26 protein-coding genes are annotated in these 25,747 nt (G+C 67.1%); 13 read left to right on the forward strand and 13 right to left on the reverse strand.

Annotated features, from left to right (window positions below; genetic code table 11):
* Positions 1 to 168 precede the first annotated feature (168 nt).
* Both Q376_RS0118885 and Q376_RS0118890 read left to right on the forward strand, forming a co-directional pair.
* Positions 169 to 1,437 carry a D-mannose isomerase gene (locus tag Q376_RS0118885; protein ID WP_052365532.1) on the forward strand — a complete coding sequence of 423 codons (1,269 nt, stop codon included), beginning with the start codon at positions 169 to 171 and terminating at the stop codon, positions 1,435 to 1,437.
* Between the two features lie 132 nt (positions 1,438 to 1,569).
* Positions 1,570 to 1,839, forward strand: a complete 270-nt coding sequence (locus tag Q376_RS0118890; protein ID WP_027351618.1) for a DksA/TraR family C4-type zinc finger protein — start codon at positions 1,570 to 1,572, stop codon at positions 1,837 to 1,839.
* A gap of 79 nt (positions 1,840 to 1,918) precedes the next feature.
* Here the strand turns inward: Q376_RS0118890 and Q376_RS0118895 are convergent, their stop codons facing one another.
* The 6 genes from Q376_RS0118895 to Q376_RS23540 form a co-directional block, all read right to left on the reverse strand.
* Positions 1,919 to 2,671, reverse strand: coding sequence for a tellurite resistance TerB family protein (locus Q376_RS0118895; protein WP_027351619.1), 753 nt, complete (start codon positions 2,669 to 2,671; stop codon positions 1,919 to 1,921).
* Between the two features lie 107 nt (positions 2,672 to 2,778).
* Positions 2,779 to 4,059 carry a TRAP transporter large permease gene (locus tag Q376_RS0118900; protein WP_027351620.1) on the reverse strand — a complete coding sequence of 427 codons (1,281 nt, stop codon included), beginning with the start codon at positions 4,057 to 4,059 and terminating at the stop codon, positions 2,779 to 2,781.
* Positions 4,059 to 4,649: a TRAP transporter small permease subunit gene (locus Q376_RS23535; RefSeq protein WP_052365533.1), complete on the reverse strand. Its 591-nt coding sequence runs from the start codon at positions 4,647 to 4,649 to the stop codon at positions 4,059 to 4,061. The genes Q376_RS0118900 and Q376_RS23535 overlap by 1 nt, the downstream gene beginning before the upstream one ends.
* Positions 4,650 to 4,719: 70 nt before the next feature.
* Positions 4,720 to 5,769 carry a TRAP transporter substrate-binding protein gene (locus Q376_RS0118910; protein ID WP_027351621.1) on the reverse strand — a complete coding sequence of 350 codons (1,050 nt, stop codon included), beginning with the start codon at positions 5,767 to 5,769 and terminating at the stop codon, positions 4,720 to 4,722.
* A gap of 81 nt (positions 5,770 to 5,850) precedes the next feature.
* Positions 5,851 to 6,678, reverse strand: coding sequence for a putative hydro-lyase (locus Q376_RS0118915; protein WP_081803655.1), 828 nt, complete (start codon positions 6,676 to 6,678; stop codon positions 5,851 to 5,853).
* A gap of 114 nt (positions 6,679 to 6,792) precedes the next feature.
* On the reverse strand, positions 6,793 to 7,683 hold the full coding sequence (locus Q376_RS23540; protein WP_052365534.1) for a LysR family transcriptional regulator: 891 nt from the start codon (positions 7,681 to 7,683) through the stop codon (positions 6,793 to 6,795).
* 187 nt (positions 7,684 to 7,870) lie between these two features.
* Here Q376_RS23540 and hemB point away from each other — a divergent pair, with 187 nt between their 5' ends.
* On the forward strand, positions 7,871 to 8,845 hold the full coding sequence (gene hemB / locus Q376_RS0118925; protein WP_027351623.1) for a porphobilinogen synthase: 975 nt from the start codon (positions 7,871 to 7,873) through the stop codon (positions 8,843 to 8,845).
* A gap of 63 nt (positions 8,846 to 8,908) precedes the next feature.
* Here the strand turns inward: hemB and Q376_RS0118930 are convergent, their stop codons facing one another.
* Both Q376_RS0118930 and Q376_RS0118935 read right to left on the reverse strand, forming a co-directional pair.
* Entirely contained in the window at positions 8,909 to 9,694 is a 786-nt protein-coding gene (locus Q376_RS0118930) for an SDR family oxidoreductase (RefSeq protein ID WP_027351624.1), read from the reverse strand.
* A 56-nt stretch (positions 9,695 to 9,750) separates the two neighbouring features.
* A complete protein-coding gene (locus Q376_RS0118935) occupies positions 9,751 to 10,650 on the reverse strand; it encodes a GntR family transcriptional regulator (protein ID WP_027351625.1) in 900 nt (299 codons plus the stop codon).
* 208 nt (positions 10,651 to 10,858) lie between these two features.
* Between Q376_RS0118935 and Q376_RS0118940 the strand changes: the two genes are divergently transcribed.
* The 8 genes from Q376_RS0118940 to Q376_RS23555 all read left to right on the forward strand — a co-directional run bounded on the left by Q376_RS0118940 (position 10,859) and on the right by Q376_RS23555 (position 18,898).
* A complete protein-coding gene (locus tag Q376_RS0118940) occupies positions 10,859 to 11,683 on the forward strand; it encodes an ABC transporter substrate-binding protein (RefSeq protein ID WP_155834412.1) in 825 nt (274 codons plus the stop codon).
* A 62-nt stretch (positions 11,684 to 11,745) separates the two neighbouring features.
* Complete coding sequence (locus Q376_RS0118945; protein WP_027351627.1) at positions 11,746 to 12,477, forward strand: amino acid ABC transporter permease; 732 nt, start codon at positions 11,746 to 11,748, stop codon at positions 12,475 to 12,477.
* The gene (locus Q376_RS0118950; RefSeq protein ID WP_281173376.1) at positions 12,474 to 13,244 is read left to right on the forward strand and encodes an amino acid ABC transporter ATP-binding protein; all 771 of its coding nucleotides are present in this window, start codon (positions 12,474 to 12,476) and stop codon (positions 13,242 to 13,244) included. The genes Q376_RS0118945 and Q376_RS0118950 overlap by 4 nt, the downstream gene beginning before the upstream one ends.
* A gap of 14 nt (positions 13,245 to 13,258) precedes the next feature.
* On the forward strand, positions 13,259 to 14,431 hold the full coding sequence (locus Q376_RS0118955) for a M20 family metallopeptidase (protein WP_027351629.1): 1,173 nt from the start codon (positions 13,259 to 13,261) through the stop codon (positions 14,429 to 14,431).
* On the forward strand, positions 14,431 to 15,564 hold the full coding sequence (locus tag Q376_RS23545; RefSeq protein ID WP_052365535.1) for a mandelate racemase/muconate lactonizing enzyme family protein: 1,134 nt from the start codon (positions 14,431 to 14,433) through the stop codon (positions 15,562 to 15,564). Before Q376_RS0118955 ends, Q376_RS23545 begins: the two co-directional genes overlap by 1 nt.
* Positions 15,561 to 16,733 carry a M24 family metallopeptidase gene (locus tag Q376_RS0118965; RefSeq protein WP_027351630.1) on the forward strand — a complete coding sequence of 391 codons (1,173 nt, stop codon included), beginning with the start codon at positions 15,561 to 15,563 and terminating at the stop codon, positions 16,731 to 16,733. Before Q376_RS23545 ends, Q376_RS0118965 begins: the two co-directional genes overlap by 4 nt.
* Positions 16,733 to 17,917, forward strand: coding sequence for a glutamine amidotransferase-related protein (locus tag Q376_RS24130; protein WP_052365536.1), 1,185 nt, complete (start codon positions 16,733 to 16,735; stop codon positions 17,915 to 17,917). The genes Q376_RS0118965 and Q376_RS24130 overlap by 1 nt, the downstream gene beginning before the upstream one ends.
* 57 nt (positions 17,918 to 17,974) lie before the next feature.
* Entirely contained in the window at positions 17,975 to 18,898 is a 924-nt protein-coding gene (locus tag Q376_RS23555; RefSeq protein ID WP_052365537.1) for a dihydrodipicolinate synthase family protein, read from the forward strand.
* Between the two features lie 72 nt (positions 18,899 to 18,970).
* Here the strand turns inward: Q376_RS23555 and Q376_RS0118980 are convergent, their stop codons facing one another.
* On the reverse strand, positions 18,971 to 20,179 hold the full coding sequence (locus Q376_RS0118980; protein WP_027351631.1) for a pyridoxal phosphate-dependent aminotransferase: 1,209 nt from the start codon (positions 20,177 to 20,179) through the stop codon (positions 18,971 to 18,973).
* Between the two features lie 291 nt (positions 20,180 to 20,470).
* On the opposite strand from Q376_RS0118980, the gene Q376_RS0118985 reads away from it, so the two are divergent.
* Entirely contained in the window at positions 20,471 to 20,914 is a 444-nt protein-coding gene (locus tag Q376_RS0118985) for a DUF4385 domain-containing protein (RefSeq protein WP_027351632.1), read from the forward strand.
* Positions 20,915 to 20,917: 3 nt separating this feature from the next.
* On the opposite strand, the gene Q376_RS23560 is transcribed toward Q376_RS0118985, so the two are convergent.
* Positions 20,918 to 21,514, reverse strand: coding sequence for a TetR/AcrR family transcriptional regulator (locus Q376_RS23560; protein ID WP_052365538.1), 597 nt, complete (start codon positions 21,512 to 21,514; stop codon positions 20,918 to 20,920).
* Positions 21,515 to 21,644: 130 nt separating this feature from the next.
* On the opposite strand from Q376_RS23560, the gene Q376_RS0118995 reads away from it, so the two are divergent.
* The gene (locus tag Q376_RS0118995) at positions 21,645 to 22,541 is read left to right on the forward strand and encodes a LysR family transcriptional regulator (RefSeq protein ID WP_027351633.1); all 897 of its coding nucleotides are present in this window, start codon (positions 21,645 to 21,647) and stop codon (positions 22,539 to 22,541) included.
* On the opposite strand, the gene Q376_RS23565 is transcribed toward Q376_RS0118995, so the two are convergent.
* The 3 genes from Q376_RS23565 to Q376_RS23570 are packed head-to-tail and all read right to left on the reverse strand — an operon-like array spanning position 22,531 to position 25,657.
* Positions 22,531 to 23,562, reverse strand: a complete 1,032-nt coding sequence (locus tag Q376_RS23565; RefSeq protein ID WP_052365539.1) for a carbon-nitrogen hydrolase family protein — start codon at positions 23,560 to 23,562, stop codon at positions 22,531 to 22,533. The genes Q376_RS0118995 and Q376_RS23565 overlap by 11 nt on opposite strands.
* A gap of 56 nt (positions 23,563 to 23,618) precedes the next feature.
* Entirely contained in the window at positions 23,619 to 25,337 is a 1,719-nt protein-coding gene (locus Q376_RS0119005; RefSeq protein ID WP_052365540.1) for a solute symporter family protein, read from the reverse strand.
* A complete protein-coding gene (locus tag Q376_RS23570) occupies positions 25,334 to 25,657 on the reverse strand; it encodes a DUF485 domain-containing protein (protein ID WP_052365541.1) in 324 nt (107 codons plus the stop codon). The genes Q376_RS0119005 and Q376_RS23570 overlap by 4 nt, the downstream gene beginning before the upstream one ends.
* Positions 25,658 to 25,747: the final 90 nt, after the last annotated feature.

Here is a 25,747-nt window from a genome sequence, read left to right on the forward strand (position 1 = left end):
TTTCGACTGTACGCTGCGTTCTTCATCCTCCTCGCCGGGGCGCTGCGCGAGGCGAGCGAATCCTGATACTGTCGAGGCAGGTCGAGCGTGCCGCGAGCGATCGCTTCGCGGCACGAACTTCATCCCCGCCCCTGGAGGGGCATCTCAACGGCAGGAGGCCTGGGCGGCATGAGCACAGCATCGAATTTCGTCACCCCGCTGCGCGGCAGTTGGCTCGACGCGGCGTCGCACCATCGCTGGCTCGAGAACGAAGGCCAGCGGCTGCTCGCGTTCTATCGCAATGCGCGCCTCGAGCAGGGCGGTTTCGCCCCGCTCGACGTAGACGGCGAACTGGCTATGGATGCGCGTCCGGACACCGTGATCACCGCGCGGATGACCCACTGTTTCGCGCTCGCATCGATGCGCGGCGAGCCCGGAGCGGCGCCGCTCGCCGCGCATGGGTTAGCGGCGCTGAGCGGTGAGCTGCGTGACCATCGGTATGGTGGCTGGTACGCCGAGCTGCCGGAGGCTGGCAGCGACGATGCCAAGCAGGCCTACGTGCACGTCTTCGTCGCGCTTGCCGCCTCGAGTGCCGTCCAGGCTGGCATCGACGGCGCCCAGGCGCTGCTCGACGAGGCGCTCGAGTTGATCGAGACACGCTTCTGGTCGGATGAAGAGGGTCGGCTGCGCGAGAACCATTCGCGTGACTGGAGCGAGCAGGAGGCCTATCGCGGTGGCAACAGCAATATGCACGCCACCGAGCTCTTCCTCCAGCTCGCCGACGTGCTCGATGAGGACAAGTGGCGCCATCGGGCGCTGTCGATCGTCACCCATCTGATCCACCAGCATGCGCGTGCCAACGACTATCTTTTGGTCGAGCACTTCGATTCCGGCTGGCAGGAGTGGCGCGACTACAATCGCGACAAGCCGACCGATGACTTTCGCCCCTACGGCGTCACTCCGGGGCACGCCTGCGAGTGGTCACGGCTGCTGCTGCATCTCGAGGCCGCACTGCTGCGCCATGGCGAGCAGGCGCCCGGCTGGCTGCTGGAGGATGCCATCGGCCTGTTCCATGCGGGGCTCGAGCACGGCTGGCAGGTGGATGGCGAGCCGGGGCTGATCTATACCCACGACTGGGACAAGACGCCGGTGGTCCACCAGCGCCTCCACTGGACCGCGGCCGAGGCCTGCGCCGCCGCCAGTGCGCTACTCAAGCGCACCGGTGATCGTGCCTTCGAGGTTTGGTACCGGCGGCTGTGGGACTACATCGATCGCTACTTCATCGATCGCCGCCGGGGCAGCTGGTGGCATGAACTCGATCGACACAATCGCCCGGCAAGCGAGGTATGGAGCGGCAAGCCCGATCTCTACCACGCCTATCAGCTCACCCTGGTGCCACGGCTGCCGCTGGCGCCGACCATCGCCCGCGCGATCGCCGAGGGCGGCGCTGGCTCGTAGCGTGAACGGCGCAGGTCTCTGGCTTGCCAGCTGGGCCCGGCGCCCCCGTCTTCACCCGTAGAGACGTGGTTGTGGATAGCTTGGAGTCGACTCCAGCCCGCACCTGCCGAGGTGCGCTGGGAGGAGGATGAGATGGCCAACGGTTGGGCGCGCGATGGCGCGGTGCAGGAACAGATCGACAGTACCGTCGAGGACGGTGTGAGCGCCGCGCGTCAGCGCCTGGCGCGCAGCGGCCCGAGTCTCACTCACTGCGAGGAGTGTGACGAGCCGATCCCGCAGGCGCGGCGAGAGGCGGTGCCCGGGGTGCGACTTTGCATCGAGTGCCAGGCCAAGTGGGACCGCCGCCAGCAGTACGACTCGGGTTACAACCGGCGCGGCAGCAAGGACAGCCAGCTGCGCTGAAGCGATGGACGAGTGGATGGAAACGACCAGGGGCGCCGCGAGGCGCCCCTGGTCGTTGAGACTCATAGCCGGAGAAGGCTCAGGCCGCCGCTCGCGCCTGGCGTTCGATCTCGCTGGCCACTGCGGGGTCCAGCGCCAGCGCTGAGGCCAGGCGGTCGAGCCAGGCGCGCTCCTGCGGGTTCTCCTCGTCGACCACCGCGACGCTTGCGAGGTAGATCTCGCGTGCGGCCTGGGGAGAATCCGCCTGCCGCGCCAGCGCCTCTGCGTCGAGCGGCGCCTGGAGCTGCTCGATCAGCCAGCCGTTGAGCTGCTGGTCGGCGCCGGCGGCCTCGAAGTGCTGGGTGATCAGCGCTCGCTCCTGATCGTCGATGTGTCCATCGGCGCGTGCGGCCATGATGATCGCCTGGAGGATCTCCTGGCTGCGCCGCTCCTGGGCTTCGCCTTCGAGCGCCTCGATTGGCTGGCCTTCGCTGCTTTCACTGCTTTCACTGCTCGAGGGCTGCGAGGTACCAGCGCGGTTGGCCTGGGCGTTTTGCCATGCCTTCCAGGCCAGTCCGCCGACCGCGGCGATGGCCCCGAGCTTGAGCGCCTTGCCGCCCATGCTGCGCCCGCGCTTGGAGCCGAGCAACAGGCCCAGGCCCCCACCGCCGAGCAGGCTCTTCACATCGAGCCCGCCCAGCGCGCTTCCCCCGGTCGAACCCTTGGTACCGCCCAGCCCTAGGCCCTCGACCACGCGGCCGAGGTCGAAGCCGCCGCCCTGGCCATTGCCGCCTTGCCGGCCGGCCCCGGAGGCCTGGCGCATCAGTTGATCGAGAATCTGCTTGGCATTCATCGTATGGCTCCTTGTCGTTCGACTCCGCCCCGCGCAGCGGGGCGCCATACCAATGGACAAGCTCGAGCTGGAAACATTCTTGCGCCCAACTGAACTTCTGGCATCGCCTATAGCGTCGATGGCAGCCACAGCGCGATCTGGGGGAAGGCGATCAAGGCGGCGGCGAGGATGAACATCGCGACGATGTAGGGCAGGGCGCCGATCACTACGTCGCTGAACGGCTTGCCGGGACGGGCCGACTGCACGATGTAGAGGTTCAATCCGACCGGGGGAGTGATCAGCGCCATCTCGACGAACAGGATCACGATGATGCCGAACCATACCGGGTCGAACCCGGCGGCGAATACCAGCGGCGCGAGGATCGGAATGGTGATCACCATCAGCGACAGTGTCTCGATGAAGAAGCCGAGCACGATGTAGACCAGGATCACCACCATCAGCAGCATGTAGGGGCTCAGCTCATGGGTGTTGATGAACGCGGTGAGCTGGCGCGGCAGCCCCGCCGACGACAGGGCGAAGTTGAGAAACGAGGCGGCGAGAATGATGAACAGCAGCATCGAGGTGGTTCTCAACGTGCTGTCGAGGCTCTCCTGCAGCATGCGCCAGTCGAGCCTGCGATTGCAGGCGGCCAGCACCATCGCGACCAGTACGCCGATCGCCGCCGCCTCGGTCGGCGTGGCGAGTCCCGAGTAGATCGAGCCGACGATCGCCGCGAACAGTACCAGCAGCGGGAACAAGAACACCGAGCTGCGGATGCGCTGCGACCAGGTGGAGCGACGGATCGGCCCGCCCAGCGAAGGCTTCAGCCGGCAGGCCACCAGGGTGACCAGCATGAACAGCGCGGTGAGCAAGAGCCCGGGGATCAGCCCGGCCATGAACAGCCTCGGGATCGAGGTCTCGGTGAGAAAGCCATAGACGATCAGGTTGATCGAGGGCGGGATGAGAATGCCCAGGGTGCCGCCCGCGGCGATGCTGCCGCAGAACAGCTTGGGGTCGTAGCCGAGCTTCTCGCCCTGGGGCAGCGCCACCGTCGATACCGTGGCGGCGGTCGCCACGGAGGATCCCGAGGTAGCGGAGAACAGCATCGAGGTCATCACGTTGGCATGCAGCAGCCCGCCGGGCAGCCAGGAGAGCCAGTGGTCGAGCGAACGATAGGCGCGTTCGGCGATGCCGGCGCGGACGATGACTTCACCCATCAGGATGAACAGCGGAATCGCGATCAGCAGGAAGGAGTTGGCGGCGGACCAGAGGTTCTGGCCGAGTGCGCGGGTGAGCGGAAAGATCGCGAACCATTGATCGATGCCGAAGGCGAGCAGGAACAGCACGATGGAAATCGGGATGCCGGTCAGCATCAGCACCATCACGCCGATCGAAAGGAAAGGCAGCATCAGCGGCGCTCCTCCTTGGCGGCATCCAGGATCGGCGACTCGCTGGTCATGCCGATCAGCGTCTGTACCTCGGCACGGCCCTGCAGCAGTGCGGCCAGCGCCGCGCGTACGCCGAGCACGCTCGCGGCGATGGCGAACCAGATGTAGCCCAGTGCCCAGACCAGCTGGGGAATCCACAGCGGGGTGGAAAGCGGAGTATTGGCCAGCGAGCCATTGCTCCACGAGCGGGCCAGCACCGGCCAGGCATGCAGCGCGATGACCCAGCCGACCAGCGCGACCGAGAAGATCGAGACGAGATCGAGCAGCGTGCGCGCGACCGCCGGCATCTTCGAATAACCCAGGTCGATACGGATGTGGGCGCGCTCGATCAGGGTGTGGGCGAGCGTCCACGATGACAGCATCGCCAGCACGTAGCCCGAGTACTCGGTCACGCCGCGCAGCGATGCCAGGCCGAGCTTGCGCAGCACGACTTCGACGACGATCAGCACTACTACCAGCAGCAGCAGTCCACCGATGAGCCGGTTGGCGATGCGGGAAACGAAGCGCGTGGCATCGAGCAGACGGCTGGCCAATGAGGTCAGGGTGTTCATGGATAGCTCCTCGAAAGACGAAGGGAGGCCGCGCCGAGGGCGCGGCTGAGGGCGCGGCTGCATGGCTCGTTCAGTCGATGGAAAGGCCGGTGAGCGGGGCGACGTGCTGGTTGTAGAGCGCTCGGGTGTCGGCGTCGACCCGGCTGGCCCAGGCTGGCAGCAGCTTGGTGGAGAGGATCTCCTTCGCGGTGTCGAGATCCGCCTCGTCGGTCGCGACCAGGGTCATCGAGGCCGGGGTTCCCGAGCGGCATTCGCCGTCGCCGGTCAGGCAGGCGATGCCCTGTTCCGCACTGTCTGCGATATTGCTCCAGACCCCATGGGCGAAGACGTCGCGCGCTTGGCTGGCGATCAAGGTCTGGTCCTCGGCGGAGAGCCCGCTCCAGAAATCGCCGTTGGCGGCGGTGATCGCGTGGTCCCAGCCGCCGATCGGCAGCGGTAGCAGATGGGTGGCCACGTCGTACCAGCCGGCGTTGTAGCCGGACAAAGAGCCGGTCACCGCGCAGTCGATCACCCCGCGCTCCATCGCGCCCGGCACTTCGCTGAAATCCATCACCTCGCTACGCGCGCCGAGCGCGTCGAGGAACTCGGCGGTCGAGCGCCCGCTGGCACGCACCGAGCGGTTTCGCAGGTCGGCAAGCCCTGAGATCGGCGTGTTGCAGAACACCACCTGGGGCGTGTTGGGAGCGATCGCCAGCAGCTTGGCGCCGTAGCGGTTTTGCATGGTGCGTTCGACGATCGGCCAGAACGCATCGGACACCTGCTCGGCCTGGGCTGGGTCGACCGCCAGCATCGGCAGGTCCAAGCCCTCGAGCTCGGGTGCGTCGCTGACCACGTAGTCGGAGAGCGTCACGCCGATATCGAAAAGGCCATCGCTCAGGTAGCGGAAGACGTCGGCGCTGTTGATCCCCATCTGGTCGAAGCTGCTCAACTGCACCTCCAACCGGCCGTCGCTGGCCTGTGGCAGCGTCTCGGTCCAGAACGGCAGCTCGTAGTCCTTGTGCAGCGATACCGAGCTCCAGCTGCCGACCACCGAGATCGATTGGGCCTGGGCGCCGGCGGAGAAGGCGAGGCCTGCGGAGAACGCCAGCGCGCAGGCGGTCGCGAGGGGAGATGGCTTCATACGAGGATTCCTTGAATTGTTGTTATGGTCGTCGGCCCGGGATTGCTTGCTGGTGGCGTCGTTCGACGCCACGCTTCGGCCTCAACGATACTTGAGCCGGCTGTTGGGTATGTCGGTGATCAGCATGTGGCCTGGCGCATGGGTGATCGCGAAGGGCAGCCCGGCATTCATCAACGCCACCTGCGGGGTGACGCCGCAGGCCCAGAACACCGGGATGTCGCCGTTCTCGATCACCGGCGGATCGCCGAAATCCGGCTGCATCAGGTCGGTGATGCCGATCTGCCCGGGTTCGGCGAGGTGGACCGGCGCGCCATGCACGCTCGGCATGTCGGTGGTGATCTGCACCGCACGGATCGCGTCCCGGGGCGGCATCGCGCGCATCGACACCACCATGGTCCCGGTGAAGGGCCCCGCGCCGACCAGCTCGATGTTGGTGCGATACATCGGCACCACCCGCTGGTGGGTGATGTGGCGCAGCTCGATGCCGTCCTGCATCAACGCACCCTCGAACGAGAAAGAGCAGCCGATCGAGAAGCTGACCAGATCGTCTTGCCAGAACTCGCCGATCTCGCCGGGCTCGGCGACCAATCTCCCGTGCTCGTAGATCCGGTAGCGGGGGACATCGCTGCGCAGGTCGATGTCCTCGCCCAGCGAGACTGGGTGCGGATCGCCAGGCTGGGTCACATCGAGCAGCGGACAGGCCGCGCGGTTGGCCATGCAGAAGCGAAGGAAGTCATCGGCATAGCGCGCCGGGATGATCGCCAGGTTGGCCTGGGCGTGGCCGTCGCTGAGGCCGGCGGTGCTGCGCGGCCAGTCGCCTCGGCGAATGGCGTGCCGCGCCTCGAGCGGGCGGAAGTGTCGGATTCGCTCGAATGACAGCCCGGCGGTGGGAGAATCGTCTGAAGGCATGGCGGCATCGTACTTATTGGAAGTTGGAATGAACCCACCATATGGAAGTCGTTCTCGATCAGTCAAATCCAATAATGATATGTGTTTCGATCGGAAAAACCTTTCATCCGGCGCTCAGTCGCTCGTCTCAGCGGCATTGGCTATCGCTATCGCCCGCTGGGTCAGCGCCTCGAGGCGCGGGTCGCTGCTGCTGGCGAGCCAGGAGGCGGTGAATTCGTGCGGCGGCAAGGTGAACGGCAGCGCGACGAGCTCCCCCCGCACGATCAAAGGCTCGGCGATCGATAGCGGTACTGCGCCGACGCCGAGCCCGGCCTGGGCCATCTGGGCGATCGAGTTCATCGAGCTCGAGCAGTGGATACGGGTCCTCTCCAGGTCTCGAGCATCGAGGAACGCCCGTACGTCGACATAGGCACGGCTGTTTCGCAGCGGCGCGATCAGATCGCTCTCCTCGAGCAGGCGATGGGCGTCGCCCCGATAGCGTTCGAGCAGGGAGGGGTGGACCACGAGCGTGGTCGGATACTTGCACAGCGCGTGATTGACCACGTGCTGCGCGCTCAGTGGCCCGATCAAGAAAGCGAGATCCAGCTCCTGGCCGATCATCCGCTCGGCGAGGTGCGGCGTGACGTCGATCTCGACCTCGATGACAAGGCTCGGGAAGCGGTGTCGTGCGTCTTCCAGCAGCCGTGTCAGCCAGCGCTGGGCGAGGCTCTCGACGATGCCGAGGCGGAGCTGGCCGCTGATCGCCTCGGACGGCAGCAGCGCCGCTATCGCTTCATGACGGGCATGGATCAGCCGTTCCGCGTGATCGAGCAGGGCGTGGCCCTTGCGGGTGGCCTTGATCGGTCGCTGGCGACGATCGAGCAGCGGGGCATCGAGGGTCCGCTCCAGCCGGTGGATCCGTTCGGAAATCGCCGGCTGGGTGATATGCAAACGCCGGGCGGCCAGACGAAACGAGCCCGTGCGGACGATCGCGACGAAGGCTTCCAGCTCCTTGAAGTCGAACATGGCAGGCCACCGGTTGAAATGAGCGATCGCTACGATAACGGCTTACGCCTGTAGCGATAAGCCTGAGATAATGCCCAGCATCGAAATCGCACGGCGCCTTCGCCGGTGTGGCCTGCTCCAGCGCTGGGGGAAGGCCCCGGTGCGCCATCTCCGTCGCGATCCATCCGTCGTCATCGAGGAAACGCCCATGTCCGCACTCTTTCCCCAAGCCCGGCTGCGCAGGCTGCGCCGTACTCCGCAGATGCGCGCGATGCTGCGTGAAACCAGGCTTGCGCCCGAGCAGCTGATCTATCCGATCTTCGTCGAGGAAGGCATCGACGAGCCCAAGCCGATCGAGGGCATGCCAGGGCAGTTCCGGGTGCCTGAGAAGCTGCTCGCCCGAGAGGTCGAGCGGCTCGCCAAGCTGGGTCTGACCGGGATCATGCCGTTCGGTATCTCGCACCATAAGGATGCGATCGGCGGCGATGCGCTGAAGGCCGATGGCCTGGTGGCGCGGATGGTCGGCACGATCAAGGATGCGGTGCCTTCGATGCTGGTGATCCCCGACATCTGCTTTTGCGAATACACCACCCACGGCCACTGCGGGGTGATCGAGCACGGCGAGGTAGACAACGACGCGACGATCGAGAATCTGGGCCGGCAGGCGGTGATCGCCGCGGGCGCCGGCGCCGATGTGATCGCGCCCTCCGCGGCGATGGACGGCCAGGTCGCCGCGATCCGCCGCGCGCTCGACGCCGCCGGCTTCGGCCAGGTCCCGATCATGGCCTATTCGACCAAGCTCGCCTCGTCGCTGTATGGCCCCTTCCGCGAGGCCGCCGGTACCGAGCTCAAGGGTGATCGCAAGCAGTATCAGATGGACCCGATGAATCGCCGCGAGGCGCTTCGCGAGTCGCTGCTCGACGAGGCCGAGGGCGCCGACATGCTGATGGTCAAGCCAGCGCTCGCCTATCTCGACCTGCTCGCTGACATTCGCCGCGAGAGCCTGCTGCCGCTCGCCGCCTACCAGGTCAGCGGCGAGTACGCGATGATCCGCTTCGCCGCCGCCGCCGGGGTGATCGACGAGAGCGCGGTGATCCGCGAGACCCTCGGCTCGATCCGCCGCGCCGGCGCCGACCTGATCATGACCTACTTCGCGCCGCAGCTGCTCGAGGAAGGGCTCTAAGGAAGACCGGCCAGCCCCGCGCCGTCTCGACGCGTGGCTGGCCGGTCGGCGATCCCGCTGCGCTCAGAGGCCTTTGATCAAGCCGCCGTCGATCGGGATCTGGGCGCCGGTGATGTAGCTCGCCAGGGGGCTTGCGAGGAAGGTGGCCGCCGCGGCGAACTCCTCGACCTTGCCGTAGCGCCCGACTGGAATCGTCTGCCGGGAACGGGCGGCGATGGTCTCGACGTCGACGCCTTCGCGTTGCGCGGCGGCGGCGTCGAGCGCGGCGACCCTTTCGGTGGCGATCCGCCCGGGCAGCAGCAGATTGACGGTGACGCCGTCGGCGGCGACCTCTAGCGACAGCGTCTTGGCCCAGGCGGCGAGCCCTGCTCGCAGGGTGTTCGAGATCCCGAGCTGGGGGATCGGCTGACGTACGCCGGAGGAGGCGAGCAGCAGTACCCGACCGAAGCCGCGGTCGCGCATCTCGGGCAGCAGCTCGTGGGTCAGCCCGATCAGCGGGGTGACCATGGCATCGAAATGGGTGCGCCATGTGCGCTCATCGACCGCGCTGATCGGACCGGGAGGCGGCCCTCCACCGTTGAGCACCAGTACGTCGACACCGCCGAGCCGCGTTCGTGCGGCAGCGGCCAGCGAGCGTGCCGCGTCGGCCGCGGCGAGATCGCAAGTCTCGGCGATCAGTTCGCCGGGCAGACCCTTGCCTTCGTCGATCACCTGCTCAAGGCGTTCGGCGCTGCGGCCGACGATCATCACGCTCGCGCCTTCTGCCGCGAGCGCCAGGGCGATGCCGCGGCCCAGTCCGCGCGAGGCGCCAAGCACCAGCGCGCGTTTGCCTGTCAGTCCCAATTCCATCTCGTTTCCCCATCATGGCGGTGTGTGCTCGTCTCGAGCGGTGGTTCGTCGTGGTCTCAGCGCTTGGTACGCAGTGAATTGGAGGCTTCCAGCGCCTGGTCGAGATGCCGCGTCATCAGCTCGGCGGCCTGCACGCGCTGGCCGGACAACAGCGCTTCGAGTATCGCGATGTGTTCGAAGCACCAGTCGGTGATCCTGCGTCGATTGCCATAGCCGAGATACTCGAGCATCCGGCGCTGGCGATTCTGGCGCACGATCGCCTGCAGGATCAGAGGATTTCCCGACAGGCGGGCGAGGCTCTCGTGGAAGTTGGCGTCGAGTCTGAACAGCGCGGTGCTGGTGGCCGGCGTATGCTCATCGAGGGCGATCACCCGGCGATGCTCGTCGATCTGGCCTTCGATCACCGCGCGGTCGAGTTCGAACCCGGGGAGCAGCAGCCCTGCGGGCTCGAGCGCGCGGCGGAATTCATAGCTGGCGCGCTGCGACGACTCGCTGTCGAATGCGCAGAGGAAGGTCCAGCCCTGGCCGGTATTGCGCTCGATCAGTCCCTCTTCGGCCATCTGCTCGAGGACCTTCGCCAGCATCGCGACATTGGTGTCGTAGCGCTTGAGCAGTTCGACCTGGGTGATCGAGTCCGGCAGCTCGCCGCGCACGTGGTCCTCGACGATCATCAGGTAGAGCTCCTCGTCCGGGGACTTGGGCATGCTCAGCGACAGCGCATGCAGGTGATCGGCAGCGCAGTCGATCACATAGCCCTGGTGCGGAATCGACCGCACCACACCCTGCTCGGCGAGCAATTTGAGCGCGTTGCGTACCGGTGTGCGCGACACGCCGAAGTGTTCGGCGAGCGCCATTTCGCGCAGATGCGCGCCCCGATCCAAGCCCTGCTGATGAATGTGACCGAGGATTCGCTCGGCCAGGACGACTTGGCGCCGTTTGCCTGAAGTACCGCTCATGCCGTTCTCGCTGTTCTTTTTCGTGGATCGTCTTGGTGGATCGTACCGGTGGATTGTCGCTGCTCGGCCGGCCCGCTTGAAGCGGCTCATCTGGGTGACGATCATCGCTTGACAGTGGATTGTACTAAATTTAACGTTAAAAACAATTCTGCTCGCCTCGCTGCGATCAGGTGAAAAAAAACAACATCCATTCAGAGTCGATATCGCCATGACCCACGCCAAGACCGTGTATCGCACGCTGCTGGCCGCAGCCTTGCTCGGCGTCTCCTTCTCCCATACCGCCGCAGCCGCCCAGCCGCCTGAGGGGCTGGCCGCAGCCGGCAAGCTGACCTACGGCACCGCGGCCACCTTCGCGCCGTTCGAGTACCAGCAGGATGGCAAGCTGACCGGCTTCGACATCGAGCTTGGCGAGTTGATCAGTGAGCGCCTTGGCCTCGAGGCCGCACCGTTCAACGTCGAGTTTCGCGGTTTGATCCCTGCGCTGCAGGGCAAGCGCATCGATCTGATCAATTCGGCGATGTACATCAACGATGAGCGCTCGGCGCAGGTCGACTTCGTTCCCTATCTACGCATCGGCAGCGAGGTGGTGGTCGCCAAGGGCAATCCGCAGGGGATCTCCGGGCGCGAGGACGTTTGCGGCCAGCGTATCGCGGTGACCCTGGGCGGGATCGAGGAGAGCCGCGCCAGGGATGACGTCACCCGCTGCCAGGGCGAGGACCGCTCGCCGCCGACCATCGTCACCTTCCCGACCGCCCAGGCTTCGGCGATGGCCCTGCGGGTCGGTCGCGCCGACGTGCTCTACACCTCGACCCCAGGGGCTGCGGTGCTGATGCGCGAGGTGCCCGACACCTACGAGACCGCCGGGCCCACCTTCGAGGCCGATACCCAGCTGGGTATCGCGGTGCGCAAGGGAGATACCGAGCTGGCCGCCGCGCTCGAGGAGGCGCTCGGCCAGATCGTCGCCTCGGGAGACTACCTGCGGCTGATCCACGCCTACCAACTGCCCGACAGCGCCGCCCTGCTCGAGCAATGAGGCGACACCCGATCACCCTCCAGAGGTGATCGGATCGTGCCTGAACCACCCGGAGAACGAGAATGAGCGAGTCACTCCATCTGGTGCTCGAATACCTGCTGTCGCCGAGCTTCTTCAACGCCGCCCTCACCACTCTGGCGCTGACCGTGGTGTCGATGCTGATCGGCATGCTGATCGGCCTGCCGCTGGCGCTGTTGCAGGAGCGCCGCTCGGTGTTCGTGCGCCTGCCGGTGCTGCTCTACCTTTGGCTTTTTCGCGGCACCCCGGTGCTTTTGCAGATCGTCTTCGTGTTCAACGTGCTGCCGCTGTTCGGTGTGGTGCTCTCAGGCTTCGCCAGCGGCGTGCTGGCGCTGGCGCTCAACGAAGGCGCCTACATGGCCGAGATCTTCCGCTCGGGCATCCAGGCGGTGAGCCCGCGCCAGCGTCTCGCCGGGCGCGCGCTGGGGATGAGCTCCGCCCAGGTGATGCGGCTGGTGGTGCTGCCGCAGGCGCTGCGTACGGTGGTGCCACCGACCGGCAACCAGTTCATGGGCATGCTCAAGTCGAGCGCTCTGGTCTCGGTGATCGCGGTGCAGGATCTGCTGCTGATCGCGGACCAGACCGCCAGCGCCAACTTCCGCTACATCGAAGCGCTCTCCGCCGCGGCGATCTACTACCTGATCTTCACCACGTTGTTCATGGTCATCCAGGGATACATCGAGCGCTGGGTCGCGCCGCGCCGCTCTTCCGGCCGGCGCTCCTGGAGCCAGCGCCTGATCAGCCTCACCTCCGCGCAGCCGAGGAGTTCGCAATGACTACTTCCACGTCTACGTCCACTCCCGCCGCCGATGCGATGTTCGAAGTCCGCAAGCTGAACAAATCCTTCGACCAGCAGCAGTGGGTGCTCGACGACATCGACCTGAAGCTGCTGCGCGGCAAGACCACGGTGATCCTCGGCCCTTCGGGGTCGGGAAAATCGACCCTGCTGCGCTGTCTCAACCTGCTCGAGGAGGTCGACTCGGGGGCGATCTGGTTCGACGGTCGGGAGATCACCAAGGAAGGCCCGCGCGGCCACTTGCTTCGTCGCGAGATATCGATGGTGTTCCAGCACTACGAACTCTTCCCCCATCTCAGCGTGCTCGAGAACCTGATGATCGCCCCGATCAAGGTACTCGGTGTCGCCCGCGAGCGGGCGCTCGAACAGGCCATGGAGCTGCTCGCCAAGGTGCGGATCCGGGAGAAGGCCGATGCCTATCCGGAACAGCTGTCGGGTGGCCAGCAGCAGCGCGTGGCGATCGCCCGGGCGCTGATGATGAACCCGAAGGCGATTCTGTTCGACGAACCGACCTCGGCGCTCGACCCGGAGATGGTCAAGGAGGTGCTCGATGTGATGGTCGAGCTCGCCGGCTCCGGGATCACCTGCGTGGTGGTCACCCACGAGCTCGGCTTCGCTCGCCGCGCCGCTGATCGGGTGGTGCTGATGGAAGGTGGCCGGATCGTCGAGGAGAGCGCCAAGGAGCATTTCTTCAGCGACCAGGCCAGCGAGCGTACCCAGCGTTTCCTTCAACAGATGAGCCATTGAACGAGGAGTGACCCATGTCCTTCATCGAACGCACCTCCCTAGGCGGACTGCTGGCCGGGCTGGTCGAGTGCGATACCCAGAACCCGCCGGGTGCGGAGGGCGATGCCGCGGCGCTGGTCGAGGCCCGGCTGGCGGCGCTCGGCTTCGAGACCGAGCTCGACGAGTTCGCGCCCGGCCGGGTCAACCTGGTCGCACGCCTGGTCAACGGCGAGGGGCCACGGCTCGCCTTCAATACCCATTTCGACGTGGTTCCGGTGGGGCAAGGCTGGGCGAGCGACCCACTGCGCCTGGATGAGCGCGAGGGGCGGCTCTACGGTCGCGGTGCCTGTGACGCCAAGGGCCAGATCGCGGCGATGGTCGAGGCGCTCGCGCGGCTGAGCGAGGACCGCGACAGCTGGCGCGGCACCCTGCTTGCGGTGTTCGTCGCCGATGAAGAGGTCGGAAGCCTTGGCGCCCGGCGGTTCAAACAGCGTTACGCCGAGTATGGGCCGATCGATCACGTGATCGTCGGCGAGCCGACCGGCAATCGACCGGTCAATGCTCACAAAGGCAGCCTCAGGCCGGTGGTCGCGGTACGCGGCCGCAGCGCCCATTCAGGCACCCCGGAGCTCGGTGTCAACGCGATCTACGCCGCCGCCAGGCTTTGCGCCGCGGTCGACGAACTCCACCAGCAGGTGCGCGAGCGAAACCACCCGAGCGTCGGTCGTGCGGCGCTGAGCGTTACCCGCATCCACGGGGGGCATGCCGATAACGTGGTGCCCGAACGCTGCGAAGTGATGCTCGACCGGCGGATGATTCCCGGCGAGAAGGAGCAGGATGCGATCGCTGAAATAGAGGCCCTGCTGGCGAGGCTCGATGCCGAGCACGGAGTCGAGGCTGCGATCGAACGCTTCCAGGCGACCACCGGTGGCGCCAGCGAGACCCAGCCGTCGAGCGCGGTGGTCCGCGCCGCGCTCGAGGCCGCGCGCGCCCACGGCGTGGCGGTCGAGGCGCCGGGAGGCTTTCCGGGCGGGTGCGACCTGGTCCACTTCCGTGAGCTGGGCATCCCCGGGGTGGTGATAGGTCCTGGCGATCTGGGCGTGGCCCACCAGCCGGACGAGTTCGTGCCGATCGATGAGCTCGAGTCTGCGGTCGGGATCTATGCCGAGATCGCCCGCCGGCTGCTGCCCGTGGAGCCACGAGGCTGATGCGCGCACGTCTGTTCGCGGCGCGCCTGCACTATGTGCCTGGGCTCGAGCTCCACACTGCGGCCTCCGGCGCGGTGGCGGCGCTCGACGAGCGCTATCTGCTGATCGAGGACGACCAGGGCGGATGGGGCCTGGGTGGGATCAGGGCCAATATCGAATATCTCAGCGGCGTTCCGGTAGCGCGGCTCGATGGGCTGCTGCGCGACTCCTTCGACTGGTGGCAGGCGCAGCCGAGCGCCGAGCAGGCGCTGGTATCGCTTGCGGGCACCGGCTGGCCTGCGCTGTTGCGCACCCTGGCTGAGCAGGCGCTGCTCGATCTCATCGCCCGGCGCGCAGGCGTCGCGCTCGCCGAGCTGATCGCCGAGCGCGCCGGGCTCGAGGCGCCGGTGCTGTCGGAGCGTATGTGCCTCGACAGCAACCAGACGCTGTTCTGGCAGAGCGAGGCGTCCTTGTTCGAGCGTGCCGTGGCCTACGCCGACGCGGGTTTTCACGAGCTCAAGCTGCGCGTCGGGATCGAGGATGTCGCGACCGACCTGCGCAGGCTCGAGCGGCTGCGGGCGCTGCTCGGCGATCGTGTCCGCCTGGCGGTCGACGTCAACGGCCAGTGGTCGCTGAGCGAAGCGCAGGCTTGCCTGCCTGCGCTTGCCGAGCTCGGCGTGGCCTACGTCGAACAACCGCTTCCCGCCTGCGCCTGGGAACAGATGGCGACGCTCGCCGCCGGCACCGAGCTGACCCTGCTGCTCGACGAGGCGCTGGTCGATTCGCACTCGCTCGCCCGGCTCGACACCCTGCCGGCCAACGTCGGCGGCCATCTCAAGCTGGTCAAGCTGGGCGGGCCGCAGGCGCTGGTCGAGGCGGCGCTCACCCTGCGCGACCAGGGGCGGGCGCTGATGATCGGCCAGATGAACGAAGGAGCGCTCGCCACCGCCGCCTGCGCCCACTGCGCGCTCGCGCTGAATGAAACCGCAGGTGAGCTCTATGGCGCCTTCGGTCTGATCGACGAGCCCTTTGCGCTGCTCGACTACCACCAGGGGCGCTTGCGCCTTCCCATCGGCCACGGCCTTGGCGTCGAGCGTGAGGCGTTCGACCAGGCAGGGCGATGCAACCCAAGTTTCGAGGAGATCAAGCGATGAACGAACGTCCCTATCCAGGCCTCTCGCTCCAGGCCCGCGAGGCCACCTTTGCTGCCGAGGTGTACGCGCAGCGCCAGCGCGCGGCCCGAGAGGGCATGCAAGCACGCGGCATCGACGTGCTGATCGTCACTGGGCCTGAGAATCTCTGCTACCTCACCGGCCAGCAGACGCCGGGCTACTACACCTTCCAGGCTTTGGTACTGCCGCTCGAAGGTGAGCCGAGCTTCATCGTTCGCCGCCTCGAGGCGATGAACTGTCGCGCCAACACTTATCTCGAACGGCTCATCGAGTACGACGACGGCATCGACCCGCTCGAGCTGCTCTGCGCCGAAGCAGCGGCGAAGGGCGGCAGGGTGGCGATCGACAAGCGCAGCTGGTTCATGCCGATCGTCACCTTCGAGGCGCTGGTCGCGCGGCTCGGCGATCTGAGCGACGGCGCCGGTATCGTCGAGGCGCTGCGCGCGGTGAAAAGCGCAGAAGAGATCGCACGGATCGAGCGCGCCGCCGGCTACGTCGACGCCGGTATGCGCGCGGGGCTTGCTGCGATCCGCGAGGGCGCCGACGAGAACGCACTGGTCGCGGCGATGATGCAGGCGGCGATCGCTGCGGGCTCGGAGTATCTCGGCATGGAGCCCTTGGTCTCCAGCGGCGAGCGCAGCGGCGTGCCCCACGGTACCTGGCGCCGCCGGCGTCTGGCCAGGCACGACCCGGTGTTCCTCGAGCTCGCCGCCTGCCACGACCGCTACCACGCGGTGATGATGCGTTCGGCCTGGCTCGGCGAGCCGCCGGCGCTCGCCCAGCGGATGATGGCGAGCTGCCAGGAGGCGCTCGCCGCCGCGCTCGAAGCGCTCAAGCCGGGCAATACCTGTGCCGACGTGCACCGCGCCGCGCAGCGGGTCATCGACCGCGACGGCTTCACCGACAACTACCGCAAGCGCACCGGCTACAGCGTTGGTCTCGCCTTCGCTCCCGACTGGGGCGAATGGCAGGTGGCGAGCCTGTTCGAGGGCATCGACCGACCGCTGGAGCCGGGCATGGTGTTCCACATCCCGCCGGCGCTGCGCGACTACGGCCGCTTCACCGTCGGCGTCAGCGAGACTGCCGTGGTCACCGAGCATGGCCACCGGGTGCTCGGCAAGCTGCCGCGCGATCTGCAGGTGGTCGACTGATGCAAGATATCGCCGCGATCCTCCATCCCCCTGGCCGCTTCGAGCTGGCCGCGCGCGCGGCCGCGCTCTGGCTTGCGCGTGAGGGAGGCGAGCGGCGGGTGGCCAGGCTCGATGGCTTGGGAGCGGATGCAACGCTCGAGCCGCCCGCGCGGCAGTTCGTCACCGCCGACGGACGACTGGTCGACAACGGTTGGCTGTGGCTCGAGCGCGCGTCGCTGCGATCGACCGAAGCCGCAGACCAGGGCACCGATACCGGCTCGTCGGCGCTGCTGCTCGGCGAATACCGCCAGGCGGCGCTGGTGGCGAGCGCGGAAGAGACCTCGGGTCTAGCCCGGGTCGAACCGCTCGGTGATCGCTGGCGACTGGTCGATCAAGCCGGGAGGCTGGTGCTCGATGGCAGCCGCGACCGCTACGACAGGCCGTGCCTGCGCGGGGAGGCCGGGCAGGGGAGGGATCGAACGCCGGTCAGGGTCGCCTTGATCGGTGAGCGCGATCACCTGCGCGAGGTCTATCCGGCCAACCAGGCGGCGCTGGGAGATGCCGCCGATCGGCTGGGCGTTACCGTCGAGGTGCGTATCGTCTCTGCGCTGGGTCTCGAACGTGGAGACGCGAAGTCACTGCTCGGCGAGGTCGACGCGCTGGTGCTGCCGGGAGGGTGCGACGGTCGCCAGATCGAGGGGCAGATCCTGCTCGCCGGGCTTGCGCTTGCGCTGCAAGTGCCGACCCTTGGGCTCTGCTTCGGGATGCAGAGCATGGCCACCGCAGTGATCCGCGACCGCCTGGGTCACCTCGAGGCGGTGCTCGAGGAGCTCGACCCCGAGGCACCGGTGCATAGCTTCATCGCGCTGCGCGACCAGCGTGGCGCACAGCGACACCGTTTGGGGAGTGCCACTTCCCGGCTGCGCCCCGGCAGCCGGGTCGCCAATTTCCACGCGGCCCACACGATTGTCGAGCGAATGAATCACCGCTATCGCCTCGCACCGCGCTGGCACGACCCGCTCGAAACGGCCGGCATCTCGATCAGCGCCTGGTCGATGGACGATCCCGCCATTACCGACGCGATCGAGGCGCGAGGCGATGCGTTCTTCGTCGGCATCCAGGGCCATCCCGAGCTTTCGAGCAGCGCGCGCCATCCTCATCCCAGCTTCATCGCCCTGCTCGAGGCGGCGCTGGCGCGCCGCTGAGCCGGCCTGCGCGCGTTCGCCGATCGATTTCTCCAACCCTGCAATGGAACACTATCGATGACTTCGAACCATCCCCTGGCCCCGCGTATCGAGGGCCTGTTCAACATCTGCGTCACCCCCTTCGATGACCGCGGCGAGCTGGACCGCGCAGCGTTCGAGCTCAACCTCGAGCGTGCGATCGGCCACGGCTACGACGGCATCCTGATCGGCGGCACCTATGGGGAGTTCGCCGCGCAGACCACCCGCGAGCGCGCCGAGCTCTTCACCGCGGCGATGGCGGTCGTCGACGGCCGGCTGCCGGTGCTGCTGTGCGCCGCATCGGGCGACGCGCGCGAGGCTTGCGAGCTCACCGAGCTCGCCGGTCGGCTCGGCGGCCTGCCGATGCTCACGCCACCCTATGCCTGCGAGATCACCTTCGAGCACACCGAGGCCTACTTCGCCGAACTCGCCGCCCGCAGCGCCACCGGGGTGATGATCTACAACGCCCCCGGCGTCGGCGCGACGCTGAGCCCGGCTGAGATCGAGCGATTGGCCGCGATCGACGGCGTGGTCGCGCTCAAGCAGGGGGAGCTCTCGCCGACCAGCGTCGATCGCCTGCTCCATCGCCTGCAGCCCAGGCTCAAGATCATCGCCGCCTCCGACCTGTCGATGGTCTCGACGCTCAGTGCCGGCGTGGATGGAGTGAGCAGCACCAATAGCTGCGCGCTTCCCGAGCTGATCAAGGCGATTTTCGACGCCACTCGCGTGGGGCGGCTCGACCAGGCCCGCGCCCTGCACCAGGCGTGGTTCCCGCTGCGCGAACTGTGCCGTCGCTTCGGCCAGCCGCAGACTACCAAGGCGATGATGCGCCTGCGTGGCTGGCGTGTCGGCGGCGTGCGTGCCCCATTGCGCGACCTCGACGCCGCCCAGCTGGCCGAACTGAGCGCCGTTTTCGCTGACTTCCGCCGCCAGCCGCTGATCGAACCCCTGCTGGTGGATTGAGCCCAGCCATCGCCCACTGCCATCGCCTCGCGGCGCCGCCGCGAGGCGATGTTCGTTTCTATCGCATTGATTTCAGTCCAGCCGCGCGCAGCACTCCGCCAGCCGGGCCAGCGCCTCGCGCAGCCGCGCGCTCGGTTGGCCGTAGGCCAGGCGCAGGTAGGGGGAGAGTCCGAAGGCCGTGCCAGGCACGACGCCGACCCCGGCCGAGGCGGCGAAATGGTCGGCGACCATCTGGTCGTTCTCCAGCCGCAGGCCCTGCGGGGAACGCTTGCCGATCAGCCCGGCGCAGTCGACGTAGAGATAGAACGCCCCTTGGGGCGTGGCGCAGTCGAGCCCATCGATCGCGCGGATGCCTTCGACCATCAGGTCACGACGGCGGCGCAGCCGCTCGAGCCGCTCGGGAAGGAAGTCGAGAGGCGCTTCGAGCGCGGCCTGGGCGGCCGCCTGGCACATGCTGGCGGGATTGGTGGTGCTCTGCGACTGCAGCCGGCCGATCGCCTCGATCAGCCATTCGGGGCCGGTGGCGTAGCCGATTCGCCAGCCGGTCATCGAGTAGGCCTTGGAGACCCCGTTGAGCGTGAGGATGCGCTCGGCGAGATCAGGGCGCAGCCCCGCCGGGGTGAAGAACTCGCCCTCGAAGACGAGATGTTCGTAGATGTCATCGGCGAGCAGCAGCGTTCGCGGCGCCTCGGCGAACACCTCGAGCAGCGCCTCGAGCTCGGCACGGGTGTAGACCGCGCCGCTCGGGTTGTTCGGCGAATTTAGGATCAGCCAGCGCGTACGCGGGGTCAGGGCCGCGCGCAAGGCGTCGGCGGTGAGCTTGAAGCCCTCTTCGGCGCTGGTGGGCAGGATCCGCGCAGTGGCGCCGGTCAAGGCGACGATGTCCGGATAGGAGACCCAGTAGGGCGCGGGTATCAGCACCTCGTCGCCCGGTGACAGGGTCGCCAGCATCGCGTTGAACACGATCTGCTTGCCGCCGACGGCCACCAGTACCCGCTCGGGCGAGGTATCGATGCCGTTGTCGCGGGAGAACTTGGCGCATACCGCACGTTTCAGCGCTTCGGTGCCGGTGACCGCGGTGTACTTGGTATCGTCGCGCTCGATGGCATCGATGCCGGCACGCTTGGCCACCTCTGGGGAGGGGAAGTCGAGCTCTCCCTCGCCGAGGTCGATCACGTCGACGCCTTCGGCGCGACGCTTGCGCATCAGTGCGGAGACCATGGCGGTGGGGGATTGGCGCAGGGTGGCCATGCGCGGGGCCAACAGGGATTCGGGATTCACGAAAGAGTCGCTCGTATTGGTCTTGTGGCGGAGAAATGATGCGAGGCGCCGAGCAAGCGGCGCCTTCGAGCTATTGTACGTTTTTGATAAAAAAATACAAAACTGAGCGATGTTCGCCCGCCGATCGAGGGCTTCTCCGACTGCTCCGTCATGGCCGGCTACAATGGAGAGCGTCCGGCTGCGTGCTCACCGCAGCCTCGCGGGTCGAAAAAAAGGGCAGGCGGCGAAGGTTCGGCACCGCCGGGCCTGGCGTCGACCGCAAACTCAGCTGGGTGACCAGGAGCCGCTTCGATGGACGATGCATCCCCTATCGACCACCGCCGCCATCCCGAGCGCTACCGCATCGGGCGTGGAGAGCAGGGGGTGATGAATGTCGAGCCCTACAAGAGCGAGCTGCTGGTGCACTGGCGGTTCAAGACGCCGGAGCTCGCGCGGGCATCCGCCGCTAAGCTCGAGGAGATGTTCGCCGCCTACAAGGCCGCGGGCGACTTCGTCGGTATGGACATGGCGCGGAAGTACCTGCAGATGGGCTATACCCGCTCGCGCCGCTATGCCAAGCGCCCGTCGGGGCGCAAGTACGATGCCGAGGGGGCGCTGCTGCCGATCGGCGAGGAGGACCCCGTCAAGGCGGAGTCGGCACGAATCTTCCACGCGGCCTGGCAGCGGGTGCGCGAGGACCGCGAATACCTGTCGATGAAAAAGCAGCACCGAGAGCGCTACGAGCGCGGCCGATGAGGGTCAGGACGCCGACGTCACGCTCTTTCGCCGTCGTCTGCGCGGCGCTTGTGCCAAGCAGGCATCCAGCCAGTATTCGACCTGTTCGGGCGTGGGCGGTCGAGGGGCGAACAGGAGCCGATAGACCAACGGGGCAACCAGGGCGTCGACCAGTAGATCGATCGGCGGCGTCGTCTCGCCGCGGCGCTTGGCGCGCGCCAAAAGCCGATCGAGGCGCTGGGTGAGCAGCGCAGCACAGCGCTGAGGGCAATCGTCGGCCTGGCTCGAGACCACGTCTCGCAGCAGATCGCGGCCGAGCGGCGAGCCTACCTCGTCCATATAGGCCTGTGCCCAGGCGAGCAGGTCTCCCCTCAGGCTGCCGGTGTCCTCGGGGAGTGTCTCGGGGCGCATCTGCTCGAGGGCGACGTCGCCGAGCAGAGTGGCGAGATCTCCCCAGCGGCGATAGAGCGTCGAGGGAGTGACTCCCGCGCGCTGGGAGATTTGCGGGACGGTCAGCGCCTCGCGCGGCTGTTCGTCGAGCAGCTCGCGCACCGCTCGATGCACTGCCGCCTGGATTCTTGCGCTGCGCCCGCCTGTGCGTATACCTAACGTCTTGTTCATGATCGAAAGGCTAGCACAAGTTGATTGCATCAATGGCATCAGGCCGAGGGTCGAATTTAAAGCCGATTTTCAGGCGAAGCGGTGCGCTTGGCTTATCCACTCGCTCCGCCCTCCGAGACAGGAAATGCCCATGACGCCGGACAGGATCGACTGGAACGAGCTGCGCGTGCTGCTCGAGGTGGCCCGCAGCGGGGGGCTTGGCGGGGCGGCGAAGCGTCTGGGCGTCGATGCATCGACCGTCAGTCGACGCATCGCTCATCTGGAGACGATGCTGGGGGAGAGCCTGTTCGAGCGCAGCCGCGGCGGATTGGTGCTCAACGCCCTGGGCCATCGGCTGGTCGAGCATGTCAGTGGGATGGATAGCGAGTTCGCGATGATCGTCGAGCGCCTCGGCGAGAGCGGAGGTGCGCATGGGCGGGTGCGAATCGCCTCAATGGAGGGGATCGGGTCGCTCTACCTGAGCCGGGTCTTCGCCGAGTTTCGCGAGCAGCTGCCGACCATCGAGATCGAGCTGGTCACTTCGACCCAGCAGGTTCACGTCACCCGCCGCGAGGCGGACATCTTCCTGAGTTTCTTCGCTCCGGGTGGGCGTGGGCTCGAGGTCGAGCGAGTCGCCCGCTTCGGCCTGCACCTCTATGCCAGCCCGTCCTACCTTGCGCGCCGTGGCGCACCGCAGAGCCTGGCCGATCTCGCCGAGCACCAGTTCGTCGGCTACATCGACGACCTGGTGCAGATCGACGAAGTGCGCTGGCTCGAATCGCTGCTTCCCGAGCCGCCGCTTTGCTTCTACTCCACCAGCATGCTGGCGCAGATGTTCACCGCGGCGGCTGGGGCTGGGCTGGTGATGCTGCCGAGCTTCTCCGCGGCCGAGCGCTTCGGGCTCGAGCGCGTGCTCGAGGGAGAGTTCGAGCTTGGCCGGGACCTATGGCTTTCGGTCCACCGTGACCTGCGCTACGCACCGAGGATCAAACGAGTGGTTCGGGCGCTGGAGGATGCGATTCGCGCCGACGACGCCTTCACGAACTGAGGATGTCCTGCGGCTGCGGCTGCGGCTGCGGCTGCGGTGTTTCTGTGTCCACCCAGGTGGCCGGCCGCTGGCGACGGCGTTCGACGCTCAGGGAGAACACGTCGTAGCGCTGGTAGTAGCCGGTGACGTCGTGGAACTGCTTCGGTTCGATGCAGCGGTTGAGATCGAGCTCGGCGTAAAGAATGCCTTCCTCGTGGCTCAGGGCCGGCCCCAGCTGGCGCCCGGTGGGATCGACGAAGAAGCTTTCCGCGCGCGGGGTGTCGTCGACCACTGCGGCGATCGCCTGGTCGCGTTCGACCAGGAAGTCGCGCATCGGTGCATCCATGTAGCCGGCGCAGACGATGCCGAACGCCTTGGCCTCGAACGAATGCGCGCTGGCGCGGATACGGTTGGCGGCGAGGTTGTCGAAGTTGCCCCCTGCGCTGGGGCGTCGGGTCGGCCACAGCGCGGGCCAGGCGGAGATATGCACCTGTTCGCCTTGGGCCATCAGCGCATAGCGGGCCAGCGGATTGGTGTTCTCACCGCAGATCAGTGCGCCGAGCCGGCCGATAGAGAGCGGATTCACCTTGAGCCCTTCGCCGTCGCCGGGTGCCCAGATCAGCTTCTCGTAGAAGGTCGGCACCAGTTTGCGATGATGATTGACCAGCCGTCCCTGGTCGTCGATCACCAGGTTGGTGTTCCAGATGCAGCCGACGCTGGCATGGCTGCGTTCGCTGATCCCGATCGATAGGTTGACCCCGAGACGCGCGGCGGTCTGCTGGAGTGCGGCGACTTCGGGACCATCGACGTAGAGGCTCTGCTCGACCATGCGCTCGAACAGGTCGTGGTTGTCGATGGGGGCCCACAGCGCCGCCCAGATCGGAAAAGCGGGGATGAACGATTCGGGGAATACCACCAGGGTGGCGCCGTTGGCGGCTGCCTCCTCGATCAGCGCGATGGCCTTGTCGGTGGTCGCTGCTTTGTCGAGGAAGACGGGGGCGGCATGGCAGGCCGCCGCGGTGAAGATCGGTAGCGAGGACATCGGAATTCTCCAGCGATGGGAATGCCGCGAGTGAAGGTCCCGCGGCAGTGAGGAAGTCAGTGGCCGACGGCCTGAGCGACGCCATGGCCTGTATCACGGCGAACCGCGAGCTCCGCCCAGCGCGTCTGGCTCAGCCGGTCGGGGCAGAGCAGCGAGAACACCACCACCAGCGCGAAACCGAGCGGGATCGAGATCACCCCCGGGTTACGCAGCGAGATGAGCGGCGCTTCGAGTCCGACCAGGCTGGTGCCACCGGCGGGATAGCTCATGTTCGGCGACACCAGCACCAGGGCGATCGCGATCGCGGTGCCGCCGAGCACGCCGGCCAGCACGCCCACCGAGCTGCAGCGGCGCCAGTAGAGGGTCAGCAGCAGCGCCGGCAGGTTGGCCGAGGCGGCCACCGCGTAGGCCAGCCCGACCAGGTGGGCGACGTTCTGGCCCTTGGCGAGAATCCCGACCACCAGCGCCACCGCGCCGACCAGCAGGGTGGCGAGGCGCGCGGCGATCACCTGCTCGCGCTCGCTGGCCTGCCCGCCCTTGATCGCTCCGACGTAGACGTCGTGCGCCAGCGCCGAGGCGGAGGCCAGGGTGAGGCCGGCGACCACTGCGACGATGGTGGTGAACGATACCGCGGCGATGAAGGCGAGCAGCAGGTTGCCGAGCAGGCTGTCCGCGCCACCGCCGAGATACTGGGCGAGCAGGGGAGCGGCGAGGTTACCGCCCGGATCGAACGATTTGATCGTCGGCGCGCCGATGTAGAGCGCGGCGGCGAAGCCGATCAATACGATCATCAAGTGGCAGATGCCGATGAACAGCATCGCGTAGAGCACCGACTGGCGCGCGGTGCCGGCATCGCGCACGGTGAAAAAGCGCATCAGCACATGGGGCATCGCTGCGGTGCCGAGCACCAGCGCAAGGCCCAGCGACAGCTGCTCGAGCGGATTTTTCAAGTAGAGCCCCGGCTCGAGCAGGCGGGTAGCGGCGGCGGCGGCATCTCCGGGCGGAGTGGTCAGCCCGGCCGCATAGGCGCGCACCTCCGGATGCTCGACCAGCGCGCCGAGCAGGCCCGGCAGGCTGAAGCCATACGGTGCCCAGGCGAGGATCACCAGCAGCAGGCAACTGGCGAGCAGCAGCACTGCCTTGATCAGCTGTACCCAGGTGGTCGCGCGCATGCCGCCGAAGAATACGTAGATCATCATCAGCACGCCGACGATCACCACCGCGACTTCGTAGCGGATCCCGATCAGCGCCTGCACGATCACGCCGCCGCCGACGATCTGCGGAATCAGGTAGCAGATCGCCACGCAGACGCTCGATAAGGCTCCTGCGCTCTTGGCGCTGCGAAAGTCGTTGCGGTAGGCCAGCACGTCACCAAGGGTGTAGCGACCGAGGTTGCGGCACGGTTCGGCGATCAGCAGCAGCACCGGAATGAAGCCGACGAAGAAGCCGACCAGGTAGAGGATGCCGTCGAACCCGTAGAGCGCGATCAGCCCTGAGACACCGAGGAAGGCGGCGGCGGAAAGATAGTCGCCGGCGATCGCCAGCCCGTTCTGGAGCCCGCTGATGCCTCCTCCGGCGGTATAGAACTCACGGGCGGAGGCATTGCGCCGCGCCGCCCAGTAGGTGATCAGCAAGGTGGCGAGGATGAACGCGGCGAACACAGTGAGCGTCATCCCGCGCTGGGAGTCCTCGACCAGCGTCGGTGCCGCCCAGGCCGACGAGCAGGCGCCGAGCGTCGGGCCGGTGAGCAAGCCGATTCGAAGAAGTCGATTCATCGCTGCTCCTCCAAGAAAGCCTGGGCGGAGAAGCGTTGGGTCTCGGCGTCGATTCGGCGCATGCCGCGCAGGTAGCAGTAGGCGAGCAGGCCGCCGACCGGATACTGCGAGAGCACGAACAAGAGTCCCAGGTTGAGATGCTGGTGGATCGGCAGCGCGAACTGGTCGCGCAGCTGCGAAGCGCCGAATGGCAGAGCGAAGTAGTAGAGCGCAGCGACGATGCCGAGCACCACGATCAGGCGGTGCTTGCGTCGGCGCAGGTTGCGCAGGGTCGGATGTCGATCGACGTCCGACCAGCGCGGGGCGAGCGGAAGGTTCATGGCGGAGGCTCTCTTTGTCGTTGTCGGTCTCGGCGCCCCGTGGCCTGCGGGACACGACTCGCAGCTTAAGAGGCGTCGGGAATCTCCGTC

The organism is Halotalea alkalilenta DSM 17697, from assembly GCF_000621205.1.
In the GTDB taxonomy this organism is placed as follows: domain Bacteria; phylum Pseudomonadota; class Gammaproteobacteria; order Pseudomonadales; family Halomonadaceae; genus Halotalea; species Halotalea alkalilenta.